Genomic DNA, 19,306 nt, shown 5'->3' with positions numbered 1-19,306 from the left:
TCGTTTCATCTCCCGCCAGCAGGGACGGGAGGTGATTCACATTGCAACCTGTCCAGGTCTTTTACCGGTGATAAAAAAACCAGATGATCAAACCTGCAGGCAGCCCCAGCCAGGTTAACTCAAGACATATCAACACGTCTTTGAAAGAGAAGGGGAAATCCTCCTTCACATTCCATGCTAATCCCGCACCGACTAAACGGCCAAGGAGCGTCAGAATGAACACGGCCAGACCTGTCGCGCAGCACAGGTAAACAAGGTTAATAAAAGATTTAGTGCTGTTTTTCATTCTTGAGATTCCCATCTGCGAAAGCGGATTATTGTTCAGGAAAGAAGGTTAAACAGGTCGCGTCTGAGTTGATCGAATTCATCGTTTTCACTCATCAAAACCTTTCCGTTTCTATACAATACGAGATCGCTTAGTGACCCCATTCCGCTATACGTCTGTCAGCATGCTCCCGGCACAAAGGTCGGGGTTTGTCTATTTATTAAACAAATCAGGATTATACAGTGATGATGCCTGCATTTTGGGCTTTATTTCATCATGCCAGATGCCAATTGCCCACTGCCGCGATTTCCCGTTAATAATCGGAACCACCGCAAGATCAGTTTCAAAAGATTTTAATAACTGGCTGTAACAATGCATATAATCTTTTGATGATAAAGCGGAAAAATCTAATGTATCATCGAAGAGGTCATAGGTTTCATAAACTTTTTCCATAACCTCTGTACTTACTCCGGCAATATAAGGCCGCAGATAAGAAGCGATAAAATCAATCGCGGAAGATCCCAATGAGACACCATCTTGTCCTCCAAAATACAACCATCCAGCCATAACCACCTCATAAGGTTAACAATACTTCCTGATTTTATTGTAACCAAAAAGGTTCATCATTTGGACCTAATGCATTGTATTGCTCTGATGTTCTATTAATATCATCAATATAATGCGGCGCGTCGGTGAACCCCACTCTTACAGGTATATACTCATTAAAGCTTTGATAGTAAACCTCTGTACATTCTAATGCTTCATCAAAAGCTTTAAAGAATCGCTCAAAGACAGACAACAAACTCCTTCCTTCAAAATTTAATCGGGAGTGATTTTTATCTATCCCAAATGACGACCACTGAATATTATCAGGTAATATTGCTGAAAATTCATTTTTAATGGAGTCCAGCTCGTTTTTGACTTTGTAAAGATCATCATAAGCTAAAGACCCACGATAAAGCTTTTCCATTACCCAAGGATATTTGCTGCCGTTGGTGCCGTTTTCTAATAAAGAAAACACCACATTAAAAAAACCTTTCACATCAGACGCTGGCCCAACTTCTGCAAGAGTCATCGCTGCAAGTATTCCTACATTTTTCATTGTGTTTTAAACCTGATTGAGGAAGGAACAATTGCACCATTTTATTTTTCTACAATGCCTTTTACAATTGTCATTCTATCTACGGCTGTTACACTCTGCCCACGAATATCAATCACTACTTGCTGTTGCATTCCTTCAGGTAAATTCTTCTGTCGCTCAACAACCTGTTGTGCAACATTGTTAATCAATCCATTTTTGTTAGTCGTAATATTATAGTTTTTTACTTCAACACTACAAACATATCCTTGGCACCAGTCAGGACGAACTCCGCCTTTCGTACCATAAGGAACCTCTTTGCCGTCTTTGAAACTGACTTGTTCACGCCGTCCGTCACCGAGATCTTTACCTACATCTATTTCTGATTGCCTGCGGCTGGGACGTGAAGCAGTGGCTATCTCATCGTTGGCTTAGACGCTTTAACAACATCACCTTTAGCCAGTGCCTTCTCTGCTACTTTGAGCACGCCTGCAGCAACACGTCCTCCTGGAATTAAGGAAGTGGCTGCATTGATATAATCCAGTGCTGACTGTGCCTCCGCTACACTTTTTATAGTACCCACTACCGGAACAAAATCCGCTCCGAGCGAGGCCATCTCTTTCAGCGCTTCCCGACGCTTAGTGTACATTTTAATCGAGCAGGCTTCGGCGCTCATCCCACCACAGTTTTCGCGCTTATAGCGTTCATTTTCGGCTTTCACCTACTCTTCGGCCACTCAGGATGTGCGAGAGATTTAGAGAGTACTTGAGGGGGAGAGCCGAATTACGGCTACACTGAAAGGACAGCTTTGATAAGGTTAATAAACGATTTAGTGCTGTTTTTAATTTGGCTAAATGTTTGAAAAATACTCATAGCCCGATGCAAATGATCGGGCTGTTCTTTACCTGAAACGGGACATTCTGGCGTGCCGACACAGATTTCAGGATTTTTACTTTTTATACTCCACAAACTTTTCTTCTAAATAATTCACCCAGTTCTCCATTAAATGATTCATATTTTCCGTCTGAGAATGCGTGGATGGATCATATCCATCAGCAGGAGGCATATATTTAACAAAACCCTCTATTTCAGCGGGGTAGTCAAAATCTGCATAAATAATTTCAACTTCAGATAATGGATCTGAAAAACTAGCACGATTGTTCCAAAGCCAGCTTAGAACAATAAATAACCATTTTTGCCTGATCGTCGAGTCATTGTCTTGCTCAAACCCTGTGCACAACTTCTCTAAAAAGAGAGACACCTCATTTGAACTCTCAGGCATAAGGAATGATAATTCAAGTTCAGAATCAGTATAACTTCCCGTTAAGACTATTTGTTCCGCCATCTTTATGGGCACGTCTGATGCAATGAGATTATTTTCATAACCCCACTTCACATCACACCATGAAAGATGAGTATTTTTAACAATAAAATCATAGGGTACCGGGTATAACGTCATGTCACTTATCCTTCGGTGGCCGTTGATTAGGAAGACCGGTAATATTACCACCTTCAATAAATCTTTGGTGTGTAACGTTCCCTTGCTTATCATAGATATACTCGTATATACCTTTCTTATCATTAAAGGAACCTTCAGCCTGAAGAAGTTTTCTTTCTACACCATCACCCCCTTTGAGAGTGAAAACTTTCCCCTCCATCAATTGCTCCCGGCTCAGATAACTCGCCCCCCGATGAGTTGGGTCAGGTTTTAAACCACTACCAATTCTGTCTGCTTTAAGAATTTTATTAACAACCGAAGATTTTAATGCTGTTTCGACCATAGTCGTGGTTTTCACAACAATCTTCTCCGTGAGAACGACGCCGTTTTTTACCACGCCTGCACCACCAGCAAGCAGTCCAGCTATATCGGTAACCAGCTTGCCACCTTCGACCCCCGCATTAAACGAACCACTGGCACCAGCTTTCTGATACTCCGCCTCCATATGGTCAATACGATCTATATAGGACTGCTTTATCGCATCTGAAACGTTACCTAACACATCGCCACTGTTAAACAGTGATTTCAGCGCTTCGTAAGTTTGCTGCGGATTTGCCCCGACCTTCACGATACCGTCAATGGCATCATACAGTCCTGCCGGCACGCCTGCGATCATCCCTGCTGCAAAGCTGCCATCCTGTCCAAGGTCAATTGCAGTCCATTTAGCCTGTGCGCCTGCCTTACACGCTAAAGTCTGACATTCGGCAATTTCTTTATCTCTCTGAGCCTGTTGTTTCTGGCTTAGATAGTTATTCTCCACCGTCGTCTTACCCGCCTGCGCTCCCGCCACAGCGGAGGCAGAGCTGTCGCCCACCAGTCCACCGGACAGTCCCGCCGCCAGCGTCGCCAGGGCAGAGACCGTCTGCTTCTGGGTTTCGTCCAGCTCGTCGGCAGATTTCCCGTACATCTCGGTGGCGATCATCCCCACCAGCTCGCCCGTGGCGGCACCGGCGGCGCCCGCCAGCGCGTTTTGCCCCTGGGCGGCGGCCAGCGCGGCGTTGACCACCGCGTGCGCGGCCACTTTGCCCGCGTCGTTCAGGCCGCTGTAGTGACCAATCACCTCCGCCACGTACGGCGCAGCACCGCCAGCAAGGGCCGCGCTGAGATCGCTCCCGGCCAGGCCCTGAACCGCCGCCGTCGCCGCCTGAATCGCCTGCTGATACTGACCGCCGGTGCCAAAGCCCGAGGCGCTGAGCGCGTCGTTGTAGGCCGTCTGGTAGATCTGGCCGTTAATATCTTCCAGCGTCGCGGTTTTGCCCGGGTTGGCTTTTTCCCACGCGGCTTTCGCCTCCTGCAGATCCTGTGCGTTGACGTGATTCAGCTTCTCTTTCGCGGCGTTAGTGGCCCGGATGCTGCCTTCGGTGCGGGCAATATCCGCCACCTGATTACCAATCTCGCCGATCAGCTGTGCCTGCTGGAGTCGCTCCTGCTCTTTCTCTTTGTCGAAGATAGGGGAGAGCGTCTGGTTGGCATGTTCCACGTCGCGGCTGAGCTGGTTGATATCCTGCGTCTGACGAGTCGGGTCGCGGACGATCAGCGTACCGTCAGATACCGCCGCGTGCGTGGTGCTGCTGTCATGCCCGTCGCGGTTCGCGCCCACCAGCAGGCCGTTAGCCATGTTGCCAGCAAACTGGCTGCCGATGCTGCCCCCGGTGCTCATGCCCACGCTCTGGTGTTCCACTTCGAAATCTGCGCGGTTTTCAATATCGCTAAAGCCGATGGTGCCGGTATCGAGACGGTTTTTATCGGCGGTTGCCGTCGAGCCAATCACCGCCCCGTTGAGCTGGGTATGCTCGCCCACGGTCACGTCGTAGCCGCCTTTGCCCGCGAAGATCCCGGTCTGTTCCACCACCGAGTCGTAGTTGCTGTGCATCTTGTCGCGGCTGACGTTGACGCTGGCCGAGCCGGTCATGGAGCCGATGCTGAAGCTCCCGCCCGCGCTGGCGTTCTGCTGTTTCGAGTCGTAGCGATCGCTGTCCTGCTCGGAGGTGAGCGTCAGGTTGCGGCCAATATCCGCTTTCACGGTTTCGCCGCTCACCTGCGCCCCGGTCAGGGTGGCGTCACGTCCGGTCAGGAGATTCACCTGGCGGCCCGCGTCCACGGTAGTCTCGCTGTGGGTGGTGCCGTTGCCGCTCTCGTTGCCTTTGCCGCGGTTGACGCTGGCGGAGATGTTAAGGCCAAAGCCGCCGGAGCCCACGCCGATGCCAACCCCGACGCTGCCGCCCTTGCTCTCATTTTTGCCGTCCAGCAGCTGGGTGTTTTGCGCCGAGCGCAGGTACAGATCGCGGTTGGCGGCAAGGGTGATATCGTTGCCCGCCTTCAGCTGGCTGCCTTCTACGGTCAGATCTCCGTCCGCGCCGCGCGTGCCGCTGCCGGTAGCGATCACGCTGAGATCGCGCCCGGCGTTAAGGGTGCTGCCTTGAGCGGTGTTCTGCTCGCTGTACTGGGTCGATTTTGACGACTGGCTGCCGTAAGAGAGGCTAATACCCACCGTGTTGGTGTTAGAGGCATCCGCGCCCAGGGCCTGATCCATGCGCGCAGCCTGCGCGGCCTGCACGCCGGAGAGCGCCGCTTTCACGCCCTGCAATGCCTGCAGGCGGCTGCTGCCGGAGGATTTAGCCTGCTGGGAGGCCTCGACGGCGCTGTTCAGCGCGCTGCCGACGGTGCCGGAGAGCGCCAGCGTCAGCCCGGAGGTTTTTTGCTCCACCTCATGGGTCTGCTGGCTGCGGTTGTTCACCGCCGTGATATCGACGTTTTTACCGCTGAGGGCCATATCCTGACCGGCCACCAAATCGGAGCCGCTCACCGTCAGGCGATCGCCCGCCCGCAGGCTCAGGTCGCCATTGACGCTGCCCACCGTGCTGCCCGCCTGGGTGGCGTCCGCGCCGGTGTCGGTGGTTTTGATGCTCTGGGTGCCGACGCTAAAGCCGATCCCGCCCGAGCTTAACAGCCCCGATTTTTTCTCCTGCTTCTGGTGCAGTTCGTTATTACGTTCGGCCTGGGTCTCGACGGTCAGGTTGTTGCCTGCCAGCAGGGCGACATCGCCCGTACCCGCCACGTTGCTGCCGCGCACGGTGAGATCGTTTCCTGCGGTCAGGTTAACGGTGTCGCCGTTCAGCTCGCTGCTCTGCACCGTCTGGCGGTCAATCTGGTCGCGGGTGGTGGTGGTGGTTTTCGACAGGAAGCCGTTACCGCCCACCACTTTATGCCGTTCGTCCAGATCCTGCGTATTCTCGCCCGCCGTCAGGGTCAGGTTATTCCCGGCGCTGACGTTCAGCGCCTGGCCAGCGGAGAGGGCGGCTGCGCGGGCGTTGAGATCGTTCCCGGCGGCCAGAGTGACGTCACCTTTACCCGTCACTTCGCTGCCGATGCTGTTGGTCTGCCCCTGTTTCAGGCTGTTATCGCCATCCCACACCAGATTATCGCGGCTGGCGGTTTCCACCGTATTCAGGGTCATATCCCGCCCGGCCACCAGCTGCGCTTTGCCGTTCTCGCCGCTGGCGATCACCTGCGCCCCGGTCAGGGTGATATCCCGCCCGGACTGCAACGCCAGCTTGCCGTCGTCGCCCTGCACGTAAATGCCGGAGACGCTGTTGATAGTGGTGCGGGCAAAGCTGTTGTCACCGTTCACGCTGGAGGCGCTGGTGGTGGTACTGGTGAGGGTGATGTCACGTCCGGCGCGGGCCAGCACGCTGCTGTCGCCCACGATGGCGCCACCAATATTGTTGATATCGGTGCGGGCGTTCAGGTTGACGTCTGCCCCCTGAATGGTGCCGGTCTGGTTGGTGATGTTGTCGGCATCAAGCTGCAACACATTGCGCCCAGCAATCGTCCCGCGGTTAAACAGGTCGCCGTTGAGCTTAATGGAGACGTTGTTCCCGGCAATCAGCGCCCCGGAGCCGTCGATATCTCCCGGTTTCACTTTGGCGTAGACCTGCGGGACCAGTACGTTTTCCATTGAGCCGTTCGGCATCTTCACCTGGGTGTTAACCAGCCAGACGATATCCCCGGTCAGGAGCGCCATCTGCTCCGGCGTCAGCGCCACGCCGAGCTTCAGGTCATACTGCTTGCCGAAGGTAATGCCGCGATCCATGAGCGCTTTGTACTGCTCTTCGTCGTTGTTGTAGCCGTCGAGATAGCGCTGGCCGGTAATGCCAATCACCTGCTCGCGGATCAGGCGCTGCTCGTAGTAGCCATCCCCCAGCCGTTTCTGGGTGTTGTCGCCGTTAGCGGTAAAGGCGTCCTGCATATAGTCGCTGCCGAGCCACTGGCGCTCGTTGGTAAAGCGCGGATCGGTCTCCACCAGATACGGCACCTCCGCCGACGGATTCACCTTGAACAGGCTGTTATCCGGCAGGGTGGTATTCGGGCCGATAATGCGGATCGCGCCGTCGGCTGGGGTCACTTCAAACTGCTGCCCGGCAGGTGGAGTCACCGGCTCGCCCGGCGAAACGGTCTGCTGCGGCGTGGGTTTCACGCCCGCAGCCTGCCCAATCGCCACGTCCGTTCCCTGCAACACCAGCGGAGTGATACTGAGATTGCTCCCCTCGACGCTGCCGTTGCTGACCAGTTGGCCCGGTTTCAGGGCGATATCCTGAATGGTGGTTGGCGGGGTGTAGGCCGAGCGATCCCGCCCCTGCTCGTCGTCGCCTTTGTGGCGAATACGGTAGTAGTGGGTGACGGTACCCTCATCGGTGGTAAAGCGCTGGCCGGGCACGTCCTCGTTCTTCACGCTGCCCATCTGGTCAATCCCCAGGGTGCCGCCCGCGATCACCTGGCTCTTGTCGTTAAACAGTTTGTCGCCGGTCAGGAGCAGGTTGCCCCCGGCGAGGATCTTCGCCGGGTCGCTCTCTTTGATCCGGGTTTCGTCGATCGTGCGGGTGTAGTTGTACTGGTTGAAATTATCGTTGCCGTGGCCGGATCGCTCTGGGGTGTTGAGGTTTTTCAGGCCATCGGAGGAGTTGTCATCCACCCACACGCCTTGCTCAGTCGAACTCCAGCGGTTGGTTGAACCCGTGTGCTGGTAGTCGGTCAGATCCTCCTGCGACACTCGCACCACCTCGGTGGAGAAGTGGTCGTTGATGTTGTTGATCTGCCCGGCGGCAATCGCCATATCCCCGGCGGACTCGATGGTCGAGCTGTGGTTGTTAATGGTTCCCGCGCGGCCGGTGACGGCGCCGTTGTTGTCCAGCGCGCCGCCGATGATCATGCTGCCTGCGCTGTAGATCAAACCGTGGTCGGCGTTGTTCAGGGTCTGCACGCCGAGGTTCACACGCTCGCGCCCGGCCAGCGTCGCCGCGGTGCCGTTTTCGGCGAGGTTGTTGAAGGTATCCACATTGATCCCCACCGCATCACCGTAGATCCGCCCGGTGCCGATGTTGGTCAGGGTGTTCGCGTTGATGCGGGTGGCGATCCCGTCGATCAGACCGGTATTGCGTACCGTGCCGGTGGCCGTCAGGGTGGTGCTCCCGGCGTTGATTTCGCCGCTGGCGAGGTTGGTCAGGTTGGCGCTCTGCACATTGAGGGCGCTGCCCGCCATCAGCTGGCCGCTGTTGGTGAGATCCCCGTCGGTGGTGAAGGTCAGGTTGCCGTTGGCGATGGTGGTGCCGGTGTTGTTCACGCCGTTAGCGCTGTGGAGATCCATCTCCCCCAGCGACAGCAGCTGGCCGCTGGCATCCAGCGACGCCGCGTCTACGTTCAGGGTTTTACCCGCTTTCAGGGTGCCGCCTGCGTTGGTGAGCGCCAGGCCGCTACCGCTAAGATCCAGGGTGTCGCCCGAGGCCAGCGCCCCGGCGCTGTTGTTCAGCACGCCGCTGTTATCGATGCTCAGCGTGTTATTCGCCAGAATGCTGCCGCGCTGGTTATCCAGGGCACCTGTATTGAGCGTCAGGCTCTGGCCCTCCAGCCCCTGGTTTTCACCGAGGGTATCCTGGTTAACAAAGTTCAGGGCGTTGAGGGTCACGCTTTTGCCGCTGCGGATCAGCCCGGAAGCGTTATCCACCACGCCCCGGGCGCCGTCGAGGAGCAGTTCGCCCACCGACTGGATCTGCCCCCCGCCGTTTTGCAGATTCTGGCTGTGCAGGGCGGTATCGGCTTCGCCAATCACCCGCCCGCCGCTGCGGTTATCAAGATCCGTGGCTGCAATATCTGCCGCACCGCTGGCGGCCAGCGTGCCCGCCTGGTTATTGAGGCTGTCCGCCGAGAGGGCCAGCGCCCCCAGGCTATTAAGGGTGCCGTCGCGGTTATCGAGTGCACTTGAGGTGACGTTCACGCCGTCGCCCTGCAGCACGCCTCTGTTATTGATAATCTGCGTGGTAGCCAACGACAGGCCCTTTGCCGCCGCCAGCTGTCCGGCGGTATTGTTCAGCGTGCCGCCGTTAAAGGCGAGGCTCTCCCCGGAGAAGGTGGTGCCCTGGCTGTTATCCAGCAGGCCGCCGTTGAGGGTCATGGCCCCGACCGATTTCAGCGCGCCGCCGCTGTTGCTGAGCCTGTCGAAACCGGCGGTCAACGTGCTATTAGCGCCAATCTGGCCGTCGGTGTTGTCGACAGCGCCCGCGCTCAGGCTGAAGTCGCCGTCACTTGCCAGGAAGCCGCTCTGGTTGTGCAGCGCGCCGCTCTCAAGGCTGAGGGAACCCTGAGAGAGCAGGGAGCCGGCACGGTTATCAAACGCGCCGCCATTCAGGGCCAGGGTTGCCCCGTCGGCGATAATCACCCCCTGCTGGTTGTCGAGGCTTCCGGCGCTGATGCGCTGGGTTTTCGCCGCCTCGATACGGCCTCTGGCGTTGTTCACCGCCTGCTGGCTGGTAATTTCGCCGTCGCCTGCAGCGGCAGAGATCAGCCCTTGCTGGTTGTTTACCGTCCCGGCCTCCAGCCGGGTGTTACCCGTCACCGCCACGATCTGCCCGGCGGTGTTGTCGAGAGTGCCAGCCCTGAGCTGTACGCCGTTCGCCGCGCCAATCTGCCCCTGCTGGTTATCGAGGGTGCCCGGCAGATCCACTGCCAGGGTGCCGCTGCCGCTGTGGGCGATTTTGCCTTTCTGGTTGCTGAGATCGTGGGCGCTGACAGTCATCGTCTCCGCGCTCAGCGTGCCCCCGGCGTTATTGAGTAATTTCCCGGTGCGCAGGGTCATTTCGCTGGCGTTGACCTTCGCGCTGGCGGTGTTGAGATCCCCCGCGCCGCCGTCGAGCAGGAGGCGTTTGCCCTGGGTCTGGCTGCCGCTGAGGTCCACCCCCTGGCCGCGGGCGCTGAGGTTGCCGCCTGCCAGATTTTGCCCGTGGGCGCTGAGCTGGCCGCGGGTGCTGAGTTCCAGATCTCCCGCGTCGGCGAGCTTGCCGTCGCTTTTCACCCCGGCGGCCAGCACGTTCTGCTGGCTCCCGGTGAGGCTTGCCGCGCTCACCCGGACGTCTCTGGCGGCGGTGATCGCGCCGCTGTTGTTGAGTTCGCTGGCGGTTTGCAGGCTGGCGTTGTCGCTGGCACGCAGGGTGCCGCTGTTTTCAATGCGTCCGTCGGCGGAAAGGGTCACGCTGCCCGCCTGGGCGCCGATGGCCCCGGCGTTACGCACCCCGACGCCGCTCTCGGTGCCGACCATGCGGATCTTACCGGCATACATGCCACCGAGGCTGGCCACGTCCACCGCCAGCTGCGGGCGGGTGGCAGGGTCGTCGCTGCCTTTTTCGATCACCTCGTGGGCAGCATCCACCCTGTTGCGCCCGGTGGTGACCTTCAGGTCTTTAGCCCACAGCCCGGCGTTAACCTTGACCGAGCGGGCGATAATATCGGTGTAATCGGCGCCGGAGGTGTCCATCCCGGCCCCTTCGACCACCACTTCACCGCGATCCACTTTGAAACCGGTGAGGTTGCCATCTTTCATCTGCGCCTGACCGGTGGTCAGGGTAGCGCGGTTGGCGTTGATAAAGCCGCAGCCACTACAGGTGATGCCCGCCGGGTTGGCAATCACCACCTGCGCTTTTTGCCCGGCGACCTCAATCATGCCGTTCAGCTTGCTCGGATCGCGGGCGCTGACCTCGTTCAGGATCACTTTGGCTTCGCCGCGCGCCAGCCATGGATTGCCCGCCACCATGCCGCCCAGATTGGTCTGCACGTTTTTGTGGGAGTTATTGAGGATGGCCCCTTTTTTATCCACATCAAACTGGGTGTAACTGTTGCGTGAAACGCCTGCTTTCGATGGCGTCTGGATATTCACCTGCGGCGTGCCGTTGGCGCTGTTAATCACCGTCGGCTGTTGATTTTTTGGCGCGCCGGTATTGGCCACGATGTTGGCCTGTGCAGGCTGAATCGCCCCTATCGCCAGCCAGAGCCCAAAGCTGATGGCACTGACTTTGCCAATCAGTCGGCTATGGGTATGACCAATACCGGAAGCGCGGGACGAACCGGCGCGGCCAGAGCGGGCGATATCCGCCACCACCATCAGCATGCCGCGCGCTTTGTTAAAGACAATTCGGTAGAGGTTCTTATTCATGGTTCGTTCCTTTAAACGCTTCCGGCAGGTTAACGGCGAGCGGGTGTTGCTGTTGCCAGACTCTTGCTTGTTCCCGGCTGACGCGATCGCCGTGGAACGTCATCACGCGCTTGCCGCGCTCGGCGCCTCGGTGATAAAGCGCGCGCAAGACGTGATCGGGAAAAATATCGCGGCGGATCAGGGCTGACATCGCGGCGGTGTGCCCAAAGGGGGCAATCCAGTCGCAAAACCAGATTCGGTCGCCGCTATCCCAGTCCTCCTCCGGCATCTCAATGGAAGCGCGCGTCAGATAGCGCGCCTCTGACTCCTCGTTCAGCCACGCCCAACTGAGGAAGAAAACCGGCCGATCCCCTTCGGCGATCAGCACATACTGACGGCGCTTGATAATGGGTAAGAGCAACGTCGGCAGGGCATGCAGCGGGGCATCCCGGTGCATCGGGGAGTGCATCCACAGCCAGACGGTGGCCCCCAGCACTTCGGCTTCACTCTCTTCCCCGCCGAGGATCAGCGGCGCTTTGATCTCCAGGTTTCCGATGCGCATCACCAGCTCCAGTTGAGGTTAAAGCCGAGCGTGAGATCGCTGGTTTCAAAGCCGTCCGGCTTCGAGAACGGCGTACCGGCGAAGAAATCGTAACCGGTGTTAAACGCGCTCCCGCGCAGGCCGACGACGCCGCCCGCCAGATGGCGGCCAACCGGAATATCTGCGCTGTAACCGCCCACTTCGCCGTAGTCTGCGCCAAGATAGAGCTCCTGATTCGGCAGCGGCGTGCGCCAGGCCAGATCGTTACGCACGTACCAGCCGTGGCTGGCGCTCAGGGTGCGCTCACCGTCGAAGCCGCGCACGGTCCAGCGGTTACCGATGGAGAACTGATCCTGCGGCGTCAGCGGGGTGTTGCTCATCTGGCGCAGATACTGCACGTTGTAGCGGAAGTTTTGCGTTCCTATCTCAAAGGGCAGATCGAGCTGAGCGTTGAGCTGCGTGATTTTGCTGAGGGCGGTCGCCACGCGCCAGTACTCTTCTGGTGCCGGCTGGGCACCAAACCAGCGGGTACCGCGTTGATAGCTGATGCCCGCATCCAGCGTCGCCTGGCCGATGTAATGGCGATGATCCAGCCCTACGCGCCATGCCGCCGTCTGGCGGCGCTGGACGCCGACTTCGGTATCGTCGATAAAGTTGCGGGTTTCACGGGTCATCACATCGTATGTGAAGGTGGTTTTTTGTGAGCCGCTGCGGTGCAGCACGCGGCTGAGCTGTACGTCGAGGTTTTTACTTTTGCCGCTGTAGCGGTAATCGCCATTCAACCCGGCCACGGTCTGGTGGTAGTCATAGTCGCTACCGGTTACGCCCAGCATCCAGTAGCCAAAAGGCACCGAGTAGTGGGCGGTGTAGTTTTTACTGCCTTTGCCGCTCTTGTCATTGAGATCGTGGCTGGCAGAAAAATAGAGCAGGTCGCTAAGGGAGAAAGGGTTGTCCAGCGACAGGGTCACGCCGCCCTGGTAGCGGCCGGTGGTTTCGGTACCGGCATCGTCCAGCGACAGGCCCAGACGCCACATTTTGCGCTGCTTACGGGTAATCACAATATCGCTCTCGCCGGGTTTCTCCCCGGGCAGCAGCTCCATATTGGCTTCCACCGTCGGCAAGCGCTGTAAATTTTCCAGCCCCTGCTCAATGTCACGCAGATCCAGCAGATTGCCTTCGTGAGCCGGGAAGGCGCTGTAAAGCTGGATGTAGTCGTCGCTCTCGTCAGTGAGTTTCACGTGTCGCACATAGCCCGGCACGATCGTAAGTTTTAAGGTGCCGCTTTTCAGATCCTGCGAAGGGGCGAGCACGCGGGTCGTTATCCAGCCGTGGTCGACAATGCGGTTTTGCAGGGTACTCATCAGCAGGTTTATCCCTTTGCCACCAATACAGCGACCTTGCGCCTGACTGGCGATGCGCTGCAGCGGTAACCAGTGCGGCAGAGCCTCCTGGCCGCTTAGCGCTACGCGTTTAATCTCAAAGCAGGGCGTTTCGATGGGAAAGTCGATGCGGCCAAAGCCCGACGACGGCTCAGACAGGCGAACATCCGGTACCGGCGGCGTTAATTGTTGTTCTAATGCTCTCTGACGTTGCTGCTGAATAATGAATTGGTTTTCGGGGTCTGCCGCATGGGCAGGGAGCATTAAAGACAGGCCAGTGGCTGTCGTTATTATCAACGCGAGACTGTGTCGGGCTATCATGGGAAATCCGTGCCGTGTAAGGAAAAAGAATGCAATGTGAATTTGTGTAAAATTGTTTAAGGAAAGGGAGTCGAATGAAAGGGGGATTAATCCTAAAGCCCGGAATATTCCGAGTTTTAATCTCCTTAAATCTGGTAGGTAGAGAGCGGGAAGAATATATTCAACAGTAATTAGCGGGTATGGGAGAAATACCCGCGCAAGACTTAAGTGAAATTTGGCTTATTTCTGGATGTGGTCCACACGCACCACTGGCGGGTTCATTTTTTTATCCAGACTGCCGTTAATACTGATCATGTGATCGGGTTTTACCGTGCGTCCATCAAATACGGCTTGCGGAATAATGGTATCAATGGTGCCCGTTTTATCGCGGAATTTAAATTTATCGCCGCCTGAGCCATCAATCAAATTCCCGCGCAGCGAGATAGTGGCACCATCATGCATCTCTTTGGCCTGCGTAACGGTCATGATGCGGGCATCCTCTGTGCCACGATAGCCTTCATCCAGCGAGTGGGGCGCCGGGGGAGCAGCATCTTTCTTCAGTCCACCATTATCATCGGCCCAGGCCGCCGGGATTAAAAAACAACACAATAAGGGTGCGACGGATAATTTCATACTGCCTCCTTGGTTTAACCTTGCTTGACTTATTAAGTCTGGTTGCTATTTTTTATTTTGCAAACAAGAACAGTCTTAATCCAAATTATCTATAAAAATCATCTGGCTGCATAATTTTAATAAACGAGACGGTGAGGTGATAAATGACGAAAATAAAAGAAACTTCATCCCCCCTCCCCGGGGTTGATGAGGACCGCTTTGCGCTCCAGTTTGAGTCACTGTGTCACCGCTTCGGTTTAATTTTTTTGTTAATTATCGTTGTCGCCGCACTGGCCGGTTTTTTTTCCAACGGCTATTTTAGCGAAACGATACAAAAATCACCGAATAATATATTGCAGGTGCACTACGAACGTTTTGGTCGATTGCAAACCCCGGTACAGGTGAAAATTTCCCTGCATCTTCAAAATAACCAGCGCCTGACCCTCCGGCTGGGGCAGGATTATATGACCCATTTTGAAACCGAAAATATCTGGCCGCAGCCTGACGAAATGCGTAGTGACGGGACAGATATCGTGCTGGTCTATAACGAAGTCACCCCCCAGCAGCCCTTTACCGTCTGGCTCTACACCACGCCAGACCAGCCAGGAAAAGCCGTTACCACCGTCAGCGTTAATAACGAGCCAGGCATTCGCTTCTGGCAGTTTATCTATCCGTAGGGGGCCGAAATGGAGATGATTCTGAGGGCGGTGGCGATCTATCTGATCTTGCTGGTGGTCTTTAAAATCGCCGGGCGGCGCGCTCTGCTACAAATGACCAGCTTCGATCTCATCTTGCTGTTAATTATCAGCGAAGCCACCCAGCAGGCGCTGCTGGGGAATGATTTCTCCGTCACGGGTGCAATGTTAACCATTGTTACGCTGGTGGTGATCGATATGCTTTTTGGCGTGCTGAAAAAATATATCCATGGCGCGGAATCGGTGCTGGATGGCTCACCGGTTATTTTGGTGTCGCACGGGAAATTGCAAAATGACAAATTAAAGAAAGTCGATGTCTCCTGCGATGATATTTTGGTCTCCGCCCGCCAAAACCACGGAATTATTGAACTGAAAGAGATTAAATATGCCATCCTTGAACGTAATGGTCATATTTCTATTATTCCTGAAGAGAGTGCATCATGACAGAAAATATCTGGAACGAAGCGAAAACACTTAAGGAGCTCACCCGGCAGGTTGCGACTGTTTTACCTGACCTGGGCTGGTATCTCACCACGGCAGAGTCCTGTACGGGCGGCAATCTGGCGTCGGCGTTATGCGCCGAAGCGGATACCGCCTCCTTCTTCGACACCGGCGTGGTCACCTTTAGCGATGACGCCAAACATAAAGTGCTGGGGGTGAGTAAAGCGACGCTGGATAAGTACACCGCCGTAAGCGGACAGACGGTGAGTGAAATGGCACAGGGTGCGTTAAAGCTGGCGGCAGCGGATTTAAGCATCGCCATTAGCGGCTACGCCGGGCCCGACGGCGGCGATGATGGCACCCCCGCGGGCACCGTCTGGTTTGCCTGGGGGTTTCGCGGCGAGGTGAGTACGGCGGTGCAGCATTTTACCGGCGAGTGTGAAGACGTTATCGAAAAAGCGGTGCGTTATGCACTGTCGGAACTGTTGCGGCGCATTCCGCACTGGAAAAAGCAGCTGCACTAAGGAGAGCAAGATGGGTGTTGTGGTAATTACTGGCGCGACGGCGGGGTTAGGAAAGGCAACGGCGCTGCGTTTTGCCCGGGCGGGGTTCAATGTGGGGATCATTGCCCGCGATGACCACAGCCTTGCGGTTGCACGTGAAGAGGTGGCGCGTCATGGCGTGAAATGCCATACGGTGAATGCTGATGTCGCGGATGCGCAGGCCATTATGACGGCGGCGCAGGAGATGGAGCAGCATCTTGGCAGTATTGATGTGTGGGTCAACAACGCTATGTGTGGCGTCCTGGCGCCGTTTCGCGCCATGGAAGATGACGAGTTTCGTCGGGTCACCGACGTCACCTATCTGGGTTACGTCAATGGCACCCGGGCGGCGCTGGCGGTGATGACGCCCCGTGATTCAGGGATGATTATTCAGGTCGGCTCGGCGATGGCCTATCGCTCCATTCCCCTGCAATCAGCCTACTGCGGTGCCAAAGCGGCCATTCGCGGCTTTACCGACGCGGTGCGGACCGAGCTGATTCACGAGAGGATCAATATCCACCTGGCGATGGTCCAGCTGCCTGGACTCAATACGCCGCAGTTTGCATGGGCGCGGAATAAATTTGCCTTTTCTATGCGCCCGCTGGGCCCGGTGTATGAACCGGAAGTGGCCGCCGAGGCCATCTACAACGTGGTACAACGCCCGGTGCGTGAGCTCTGGGTTGGGCGCAGTACATTGCAGTCGATTGTCGGCCAGTTTCTCTTTCCCGGTCTGCTTGACCGCATGATGGTGAAAAAGGCGTGGGAGGGGCAGATGACCAATGAGCTGAATGCGCCCGATCGGGAAGATTATCTCTCGGGGCCGGTCAGCGGTATGCATCAGGTTCATGGCCGCTTCTCTTCAGAAGCGAATACCCGGGCGACGGCCATCACCTCTGGCGTACCGGGTAAGGTGCTGGTCGGTACGGTGGCAGTGGCCGCCGGTCTGCTGGTCGCCCGGCTGTTTACCGGTCGTAAGCGTTAATTAACGCCGCGGGGGCTGGCGTAACCAGACCCCGCGTTAACCCTTTCAGCCCTAATGAGATAAGAAGGCCGCCCCCACCCTGGCGCAGCTTAGTGATAGCCTTCATTACCGGAGATCTTGCCGCGAAACACGTAGTAGCTCCAGGCGGTATAGACGAGGATCACCGGGATAATCAACAGCGTCCCTACCAACATAAATAGCTGGCTTGATGGCGGTGCCGCGGCATCCCACAGGGTAATACTCGGTGGAATGAGATTGGGCCACAGGCTGATACCCAGCCCACTAAAGCCGAGGAAGATCAGCCCCAGCGTTAAGATAAAGGGCATTACATGGCTGTTGGGGTTCAGGCTGAGACGCCATATCCACAGGCTAAATACCCCAACCAGCAGCGGGACCGGCAAGAACCAGAAGAAATTGGGCAGCGAGAACCAGCGGTCGGAGACATACTGCCAGCCGAGAGGCGTCCAGATACTCACCACGGCAATGACTCCCACCAGCGCCAGCAGCACCCTGCGTGTAAGATGGCGCATATGGATTTGTAACGCCCCTTCGCTTTTCATGACCAGCCAGGTGGTGCCCAGCAGGGAATAGGCCACCATCAGACCCAGCCCGCAGAAGAGGTTAAAAGGCGTTAACCAGTCGAGGGAGGAGCCGACAAAACGACGTCCCTCCACCTCAAAGCCGTTGATCATCGCCCCAACCACAATGCCCTGGCTAAAGGTCGCCAGCAGCGAACCGCCTGCAAAAGAGTAGTCCCAGAATTTACGGTGTGACGGGGTGGCCTTGAAGCGAAACTCAAAGGCCACGCCGCGGAAAATAAGACCAATCAGCATGGCGGTGAGCGGTATAGTCAGCGCGTCAATAATCACCGCATAGGCCAGCGGAAACGCGCCAAACAATCCCGCACCGCCCAACACCAGCCAGGTTTCATTGCCATCCCATACCGGTGCGACGCTGTTTACCATCACGTCTCGCGACTGGGGATCGCGCTCGAAGTAAAAGAGCATCCCAATCCCCAGGTCGAAGCCGTCCATAATGATATACATCAGGGTGGCGAATACGATTATGGCCACCCAGATTACTGAAATATCGACGCCCATCAGGGTTTCTCCTCTTCCGGTACCGGTTCCGCCGCAGAGAGCGGACGTGCCGGCCTGCCATCGGTATGCAGCGTCAGCGCTTCGGTCGGCTGCGGCCCTTTTTTAATCAGGCGAATCAGGTAGAGCAAACCCACGCCAAAGACGGAACAGTAGACGAGGATGAAGGCCAGCAGGCTGATGCTCATCTGTAACGTACTGTGCAGTGACACGGCATCGACGGTTCGTAGGTAGCCATAAACGACCCACGGCTGTCGGCCCACCTCGGTGGTGATCCAGCCCGCCAGTACCGCCAGCACACCGGCGGGCCCCATGCAGAGTGCAAACCAGTGGAAGGGGCGCGACTGGTACAATCGCTTGCGGTAGCGCAGCCACAGGCTACCGAGGCCCAGGGCAATCATCAGCAGGCCAAGACCGACCATGGCCCGAAACGACCAGAAGACGATGGTGGAGTTGGGGCGATCCTCTTTCGGGAAATCCTTCAGCGCCGGAACTTGTTTGTCTAAGCTGTGCGTCAGGATCAGGCTACCCAGCGCCGGGATCTCAAGGCCATATTTGGTCCGCTCTTCCTCCATATCGGGCAGGCCGAAGAGCAGCAGTGGCGTCGCTTCGCCGGGGGGATTTTCCCAGTGTCCTTCAATGGCGGCAATCTTCGCGGGCTGATGCTCCAGCGTATTCAGGCCGTGCATATCGCCGACCAGCGCCTGAACCGGGGCAACCAGCAACGCCATCCACAGCGCCATTGAGAACATTTTGCGCACCGCCGGGGTGTTGTTGCCCCGCAGCAGATGCCACGCCCCGGAGGCCCCCACAAACAGGGCGCTACTCAAAAAGGCGGCGATGGACATATGAATAAGACGATAGGGGAAGGACGGGTTAAAGATAATGGCAAACCAGTCTTGCGGAATGACCTGACCATTTTCAATGCTGAACCCCTGTGGCGTGTGCATCCAGCTGTTGGAAGCGAGGATCCAGAATGTGGACATCAGCGTGCCCAGCGCCACCATGCAGGTGGCAAAGAAGTGCAGCCCCGGCCCAACCTTGTTCCAGCCAAAGAGCATCACGCCCAGGAAGCCAGCTTCGAGGAAGAAGGCGGTGAGCACCTCATAGGTGAGTAGCGGCCCGGTGATGCTGCCGGCAAACTGGGAAAAACCGCTCCAGTTGGTGCCAAATTGATAGGCCATCACCAGCCCTGAGACCACCCCCATACCGAAGTTGACGGCGAAGATTTTGAGCCAGAAATGGTAGAGCGATCGCCAGACGTCATTTTTGGTGCGCAGCCACATTCCTTCCAGCACCACAAGATAGCTGGCGAGGCCGATGGTTAAGGCGGGAAAAATAATGTGAAACGAGACAGTAAAGGCAAACTGCAGCCTGGCAAGATGAAATGCGTCGAGTTCAAACATGTGTTCTCTTCC

15 protein-coding genes and 1 pseudogene are annotated in these 19,306 nt (G+C 56.5%); 4 read left to right on the top strand and 12 right to left on the bottom strand.

All coding sequences use genetic code 11. The annotated features are described in order from the left end of the window. Positions 1-61: 61 nt before the first annotated feature. The 10 genes and pseudogenes from WFN75_RS20470 to WFN75_RS20430 all read right to left on the bottom strand — a co-directional run bounded on the left by WFN75_RS20470 (position 62) and on the right by WFN75_RS20430 (position 14,152). Positions 62-286 carry a hypothetical protein gene (locus WFN75_RS20470; protein WP_233800794.1) on the bottom strand — a complete coding sequence of 75 codons (225 nt, stop codon included), beginning with the start codon at positions 284-286 and terminating at the stop codon, positions 62-64. Positions 287-321: 35 nt separating this feature from the next. Next, positions 322-438, bottom strand: a pseudogene (locus WFN75_RS22720) (DUF6966 domain-containing protein); the annotation flags it as partial. Between the two features lie 40 nt (positions 439-478). Beyond that, positions 479-832, bottom strand: a complete 354-nt coding sequence (locus WFN75_RS20465; protein ID WP_336996733.1) for a hypothetical protein — start codon at positions 830-832, stop codon at positions 479-481. Positions 833-866: 34 nt separating this feature from the next. Beyond that, on the bottom strand, positions 867-1,367 hold the full coding sequence (locus tag WFN75_RS20460) for an Imm70 family immunity protein (RefSeq protein ID WP_052953280.1): 501 nt from the start codon (positions 1,365-1,367) through the stop codon (positions 867-869). Between the two features lie 391 nt (positions 1,368-1,758). Continuing rightward, complete coding sequence (locus WFN75_RS20455) at positions 1,759-2,064, bottom strand: hypothetical protein (RefSeq protein WP_336996732.1); 306 nt, start codon at positions 2,062-2,064, stop codon at positions 1,759-1,761. 228 nt (positions 2,065-2,292) lie between these two features. Then, on the bottom strand, positions 2,293-2,802 hold the full coding sequence (locus tag WFN75_RS20450) for a DUF2247 family protein (RefSeq protein ID WP_046886096.1): 510 nt from the start codon (positions 2,800-2,802) through the stop codon (positions 2,293-2,295). Position 2,803: 1 nt separating this feature from the next. Further along, entirely contained in the window at positions 2,804-11,320 is an 8,517-nt protein-coding gene (locus WFN75_RS20445; RefSeq protein ID WP_336996731.1) for a hemagglutinin repeat-containing protein, read from the bottom strand. After that, positions 11,313-11,861, bottom strand: coding sequence for a toxin-activating lysine-acyltransferase (locus tag WFN75_RS20440; protein ID WP_040074334.1), 549 nt, complete (start codon positions 11,859-11,861; stop codon positions 11,313-11,315). The genes WFN75_RS20445 and WFN75_RS20440 overlap by 8 nt, the downstream gene beginning before the upstream one ends. Continuing rightward, positions 11,861-13,483, bottom strand: a complete 1,623-nt coding sequence (locus tag WFN75_RS20435) for a ShlB/FhaC/HecB family hemolysin secretion/activation protein (RefSeq protein ID WP_336996730.1) — start codon at positions 13,481-13,483, stop codon at positions 11,861-11,863. The genes WFN75_RS20440 and WFN75_RS20435 overlap by 1 nt, the downstream gene beginning before the upstream one ends. 276 nt (positions 13,484-13,759) lie before the next feature. Then, positions 13,760-14,152 (bottom strand): YdeI family stress tolerance OB fold protein, encoded by a 393-nt coding sequence (locus WFN75_RS20430; protein WP_046886094.1) that lies wholly within the window; start codon positions 14,150-14,152, stop codon positions 13,760-13,762. A 143-nt stretch (positions 14,153-14,295) separates the two neighbouring features. On the opposite strand from WFN75_RS20430, the gene WFN75_RS20425 reads away from it, so the two are divergent. Genes WFN75_RS20425 through WFN75_RS20410 form a run of 4 tightly spaced genes read left to right on the top strand, consistent with a single transcriptional unit; the run spans position 14,296 to position 16,791 of the window. Further along, positions 14,296-14,808, top strand: a complete 513-nt coding sequence (locus tag WFN75_RS20425; RefSeq protein WP_336996729.1) for a hypothetical protein — start codon at positions 14,296-14,298, stop codon at positions 14,806-14,808. A gap of 9 nt (positions 14,809-14,817) precedes the next feature. Continuing rightward, positions 14,818-15,270 carry a DUF421 domain-containing protein gene (locus WFN75_RS20420; RefSeq protein ID WP_336996728.1) on the top strand — a complete coding sequence of 151 codons (453 nt, stop codon included), beginning with the start codon at positions 14,818-14,820 and terminating at the stop codon, positions 15,268-15,270. After that, positions 15,267-15,791: a 2-oxo-tetronate isomerase gene (locus WFN75_RS20415; RefSeq protein ID WP_046886092.1), complete on the top strand. Its 525-nt coding sequence runs from the start codon at positions 15,267-15,269 to the stop codon at positions 15,789-15,791. The genes WFN75_RS20420 and WFN75_RS20415 overlap by 4 nt, the downstream gene beginning before the upstream one ends. Before the next feature lie 10 nt (positions 15,792-15,801). After that, positions 15,802-16,791 carry an SDR family oxidoreductase gene (locus WFN75_RS20410; protein WP_207292258.1) on the top strand — a complete coding sequence of 330 codons (990 nt, stop codon included), beginning with the start codon at positions 15,802-15,804 and terminating at the stop codon, positions 16,789-16,791. 89 nt (positions 16,792-16,880) lie between these two features. Here WFN75_RS20410 and cydB read toward each other — a convergent pair whose 3' ends face one another. Beyond that, on the bottom strand, positions 16,881-17,891 hold the full coding sequence (gene cydB, locus WFN75_RS20405; protein WP_212476314.1) for a cytochrome d ubiquinol oxidase subunit II: 1,011 nt from the start codon (positions 17,889-17,891) through the stop codon (positions 16,881-16,883). Next, on the bottom strand, positions 17,891-19,294 hold the full coding sequence (locus WFN75_RS20400; RefSeq protein WP_233800809.1) for a cytochrome ubiquinol oxidase subunit I: 1,404 nt from the start codon (positions 19,292-19,294) through the stop codon (positions 17,891-17,893). Before WFN75_RS20400 ends, cydB begins: the two co-directional genes overlap by 1 nt. Positions 19,295-19,306: the final 12 nt, after the last annotated feature.

The sequence above is a fragment of the Leclercia sp. UBA7405 genome (assembly GCF_037152215.1).
Taxonomy (GTDB): domain Bacteria; phylum Pseudomonadota; class Gammaproteobacteria; order Enterobacterales; family Enterobacteriaceae; genus Enterobacter; species Enterobacter pneumoniae.
Note: the sequence above shows the minus strand (reverse complement) of the source record. Positions and strands in the feature narration are given on the sequence as shown.

Excerpts from the sequence above, each read along its gene's own strand:
- WFN75_RS20470 (WP_233800794.1), bottom strand. The coding sequence starts at position 286 with ATGAAAAACAGCACTAAATCTTTTATTAACCTTGTTTACCTGTGCTGC.
- WFN75_RS20465 (WP_336996733.1), bottom strand. The coding sequence starts at position 832 with ATGGCTGGATGGTTGTATTTTGGAGGACAAGATGGTGTCTCATTGGGA.
- WFN75_RS20460 (WP_052953280.1), bottom strand. The coding sequence starts at position 1,367 with ATGAAAAATGTAGGAATACTTGCAGCGATGACTCTTGCAGAAGTTGGG.
- WFN75_RS20450 (WP_046886096.1), bottom strand. The coding sequence starts at position 2,802 with ATGACGTTATACCCGGTACCCTATGATTTTATTGTTAAAAATACTCAT.
- WFN75_RS20445 (WP_336996731.1), bottom strand. The coding sequence starts at position 11,320 with ATGAATAAGAACCTCTACCGAATTGTCTTTAACAAAGCGCGCGGCATG.
- WFN75_RS20440 (WP_040074334.1), bottom strand. The coding sequence starts at position 11,861 with ATGCGCATCGGAAACCTGGAGATCAAAGCGCCGCTGATCCTCGGCGGG.
- WFN75_RS20435 (WP_336996730.1), bottom strand. The coding sequence starts at position 13,483 with ATGCTCCCTGCCCATGCGGCAGACCCCGAAAACCAATTCATTATTCAG.
- WFN75_RS20430 (WP_046886094.1), bottom strand. The coding sequence starts at position 14,152 with ATGAAATTATCCGTCGCACCCTTATTGTGTTGTTTTTTAATCCCGGCG.
- WFN75_RS20425 (WP_336996729.1), top strand. The coding sequence starts at position 14,296 with ATGACGAAAATAAAAGAAACTTCATCCCCCCTCCCCGGGGTTGATGAG.
- WFN75_RS20420 (WP_336996728.1), top strand. The coding sequence starts at position 14,818 with ATGGAGATGATTCTGAGGGCGGTGGCGATCTATCTGATCTTGCTGGTG.
- WFN75_RS20415 (WP_046886092.1), top strand. The coding sequence starts at position 15,267 with ATGACAGAAAATATCTGGAACGAAGCGAAAACACTTAAGGAGCTCACC.
- WFN75_RS20410 (WP_207292258.1), top strand. The coding sequence starts at position 15,802 with ATGGGTGTTGTGGTAATTACTGGCGCGACGGCGGGGTTAGGAAAGGCA.
- cydB (WP_212476314.1), bottom strand. The coding sequence starts at position 17,891 with ATGGGCGTCGATATTTCAGTAATCTGGGTGGCCATAATCGTATTCGCC.
- WFN75_RS20400 (WP_233800809.1), bottom strand. The coding sequence starts at position 19,294 with ATGTTTGAACTCGACGCATTTCATCTTGCCAGGCTGCAGTTTGCCTTT.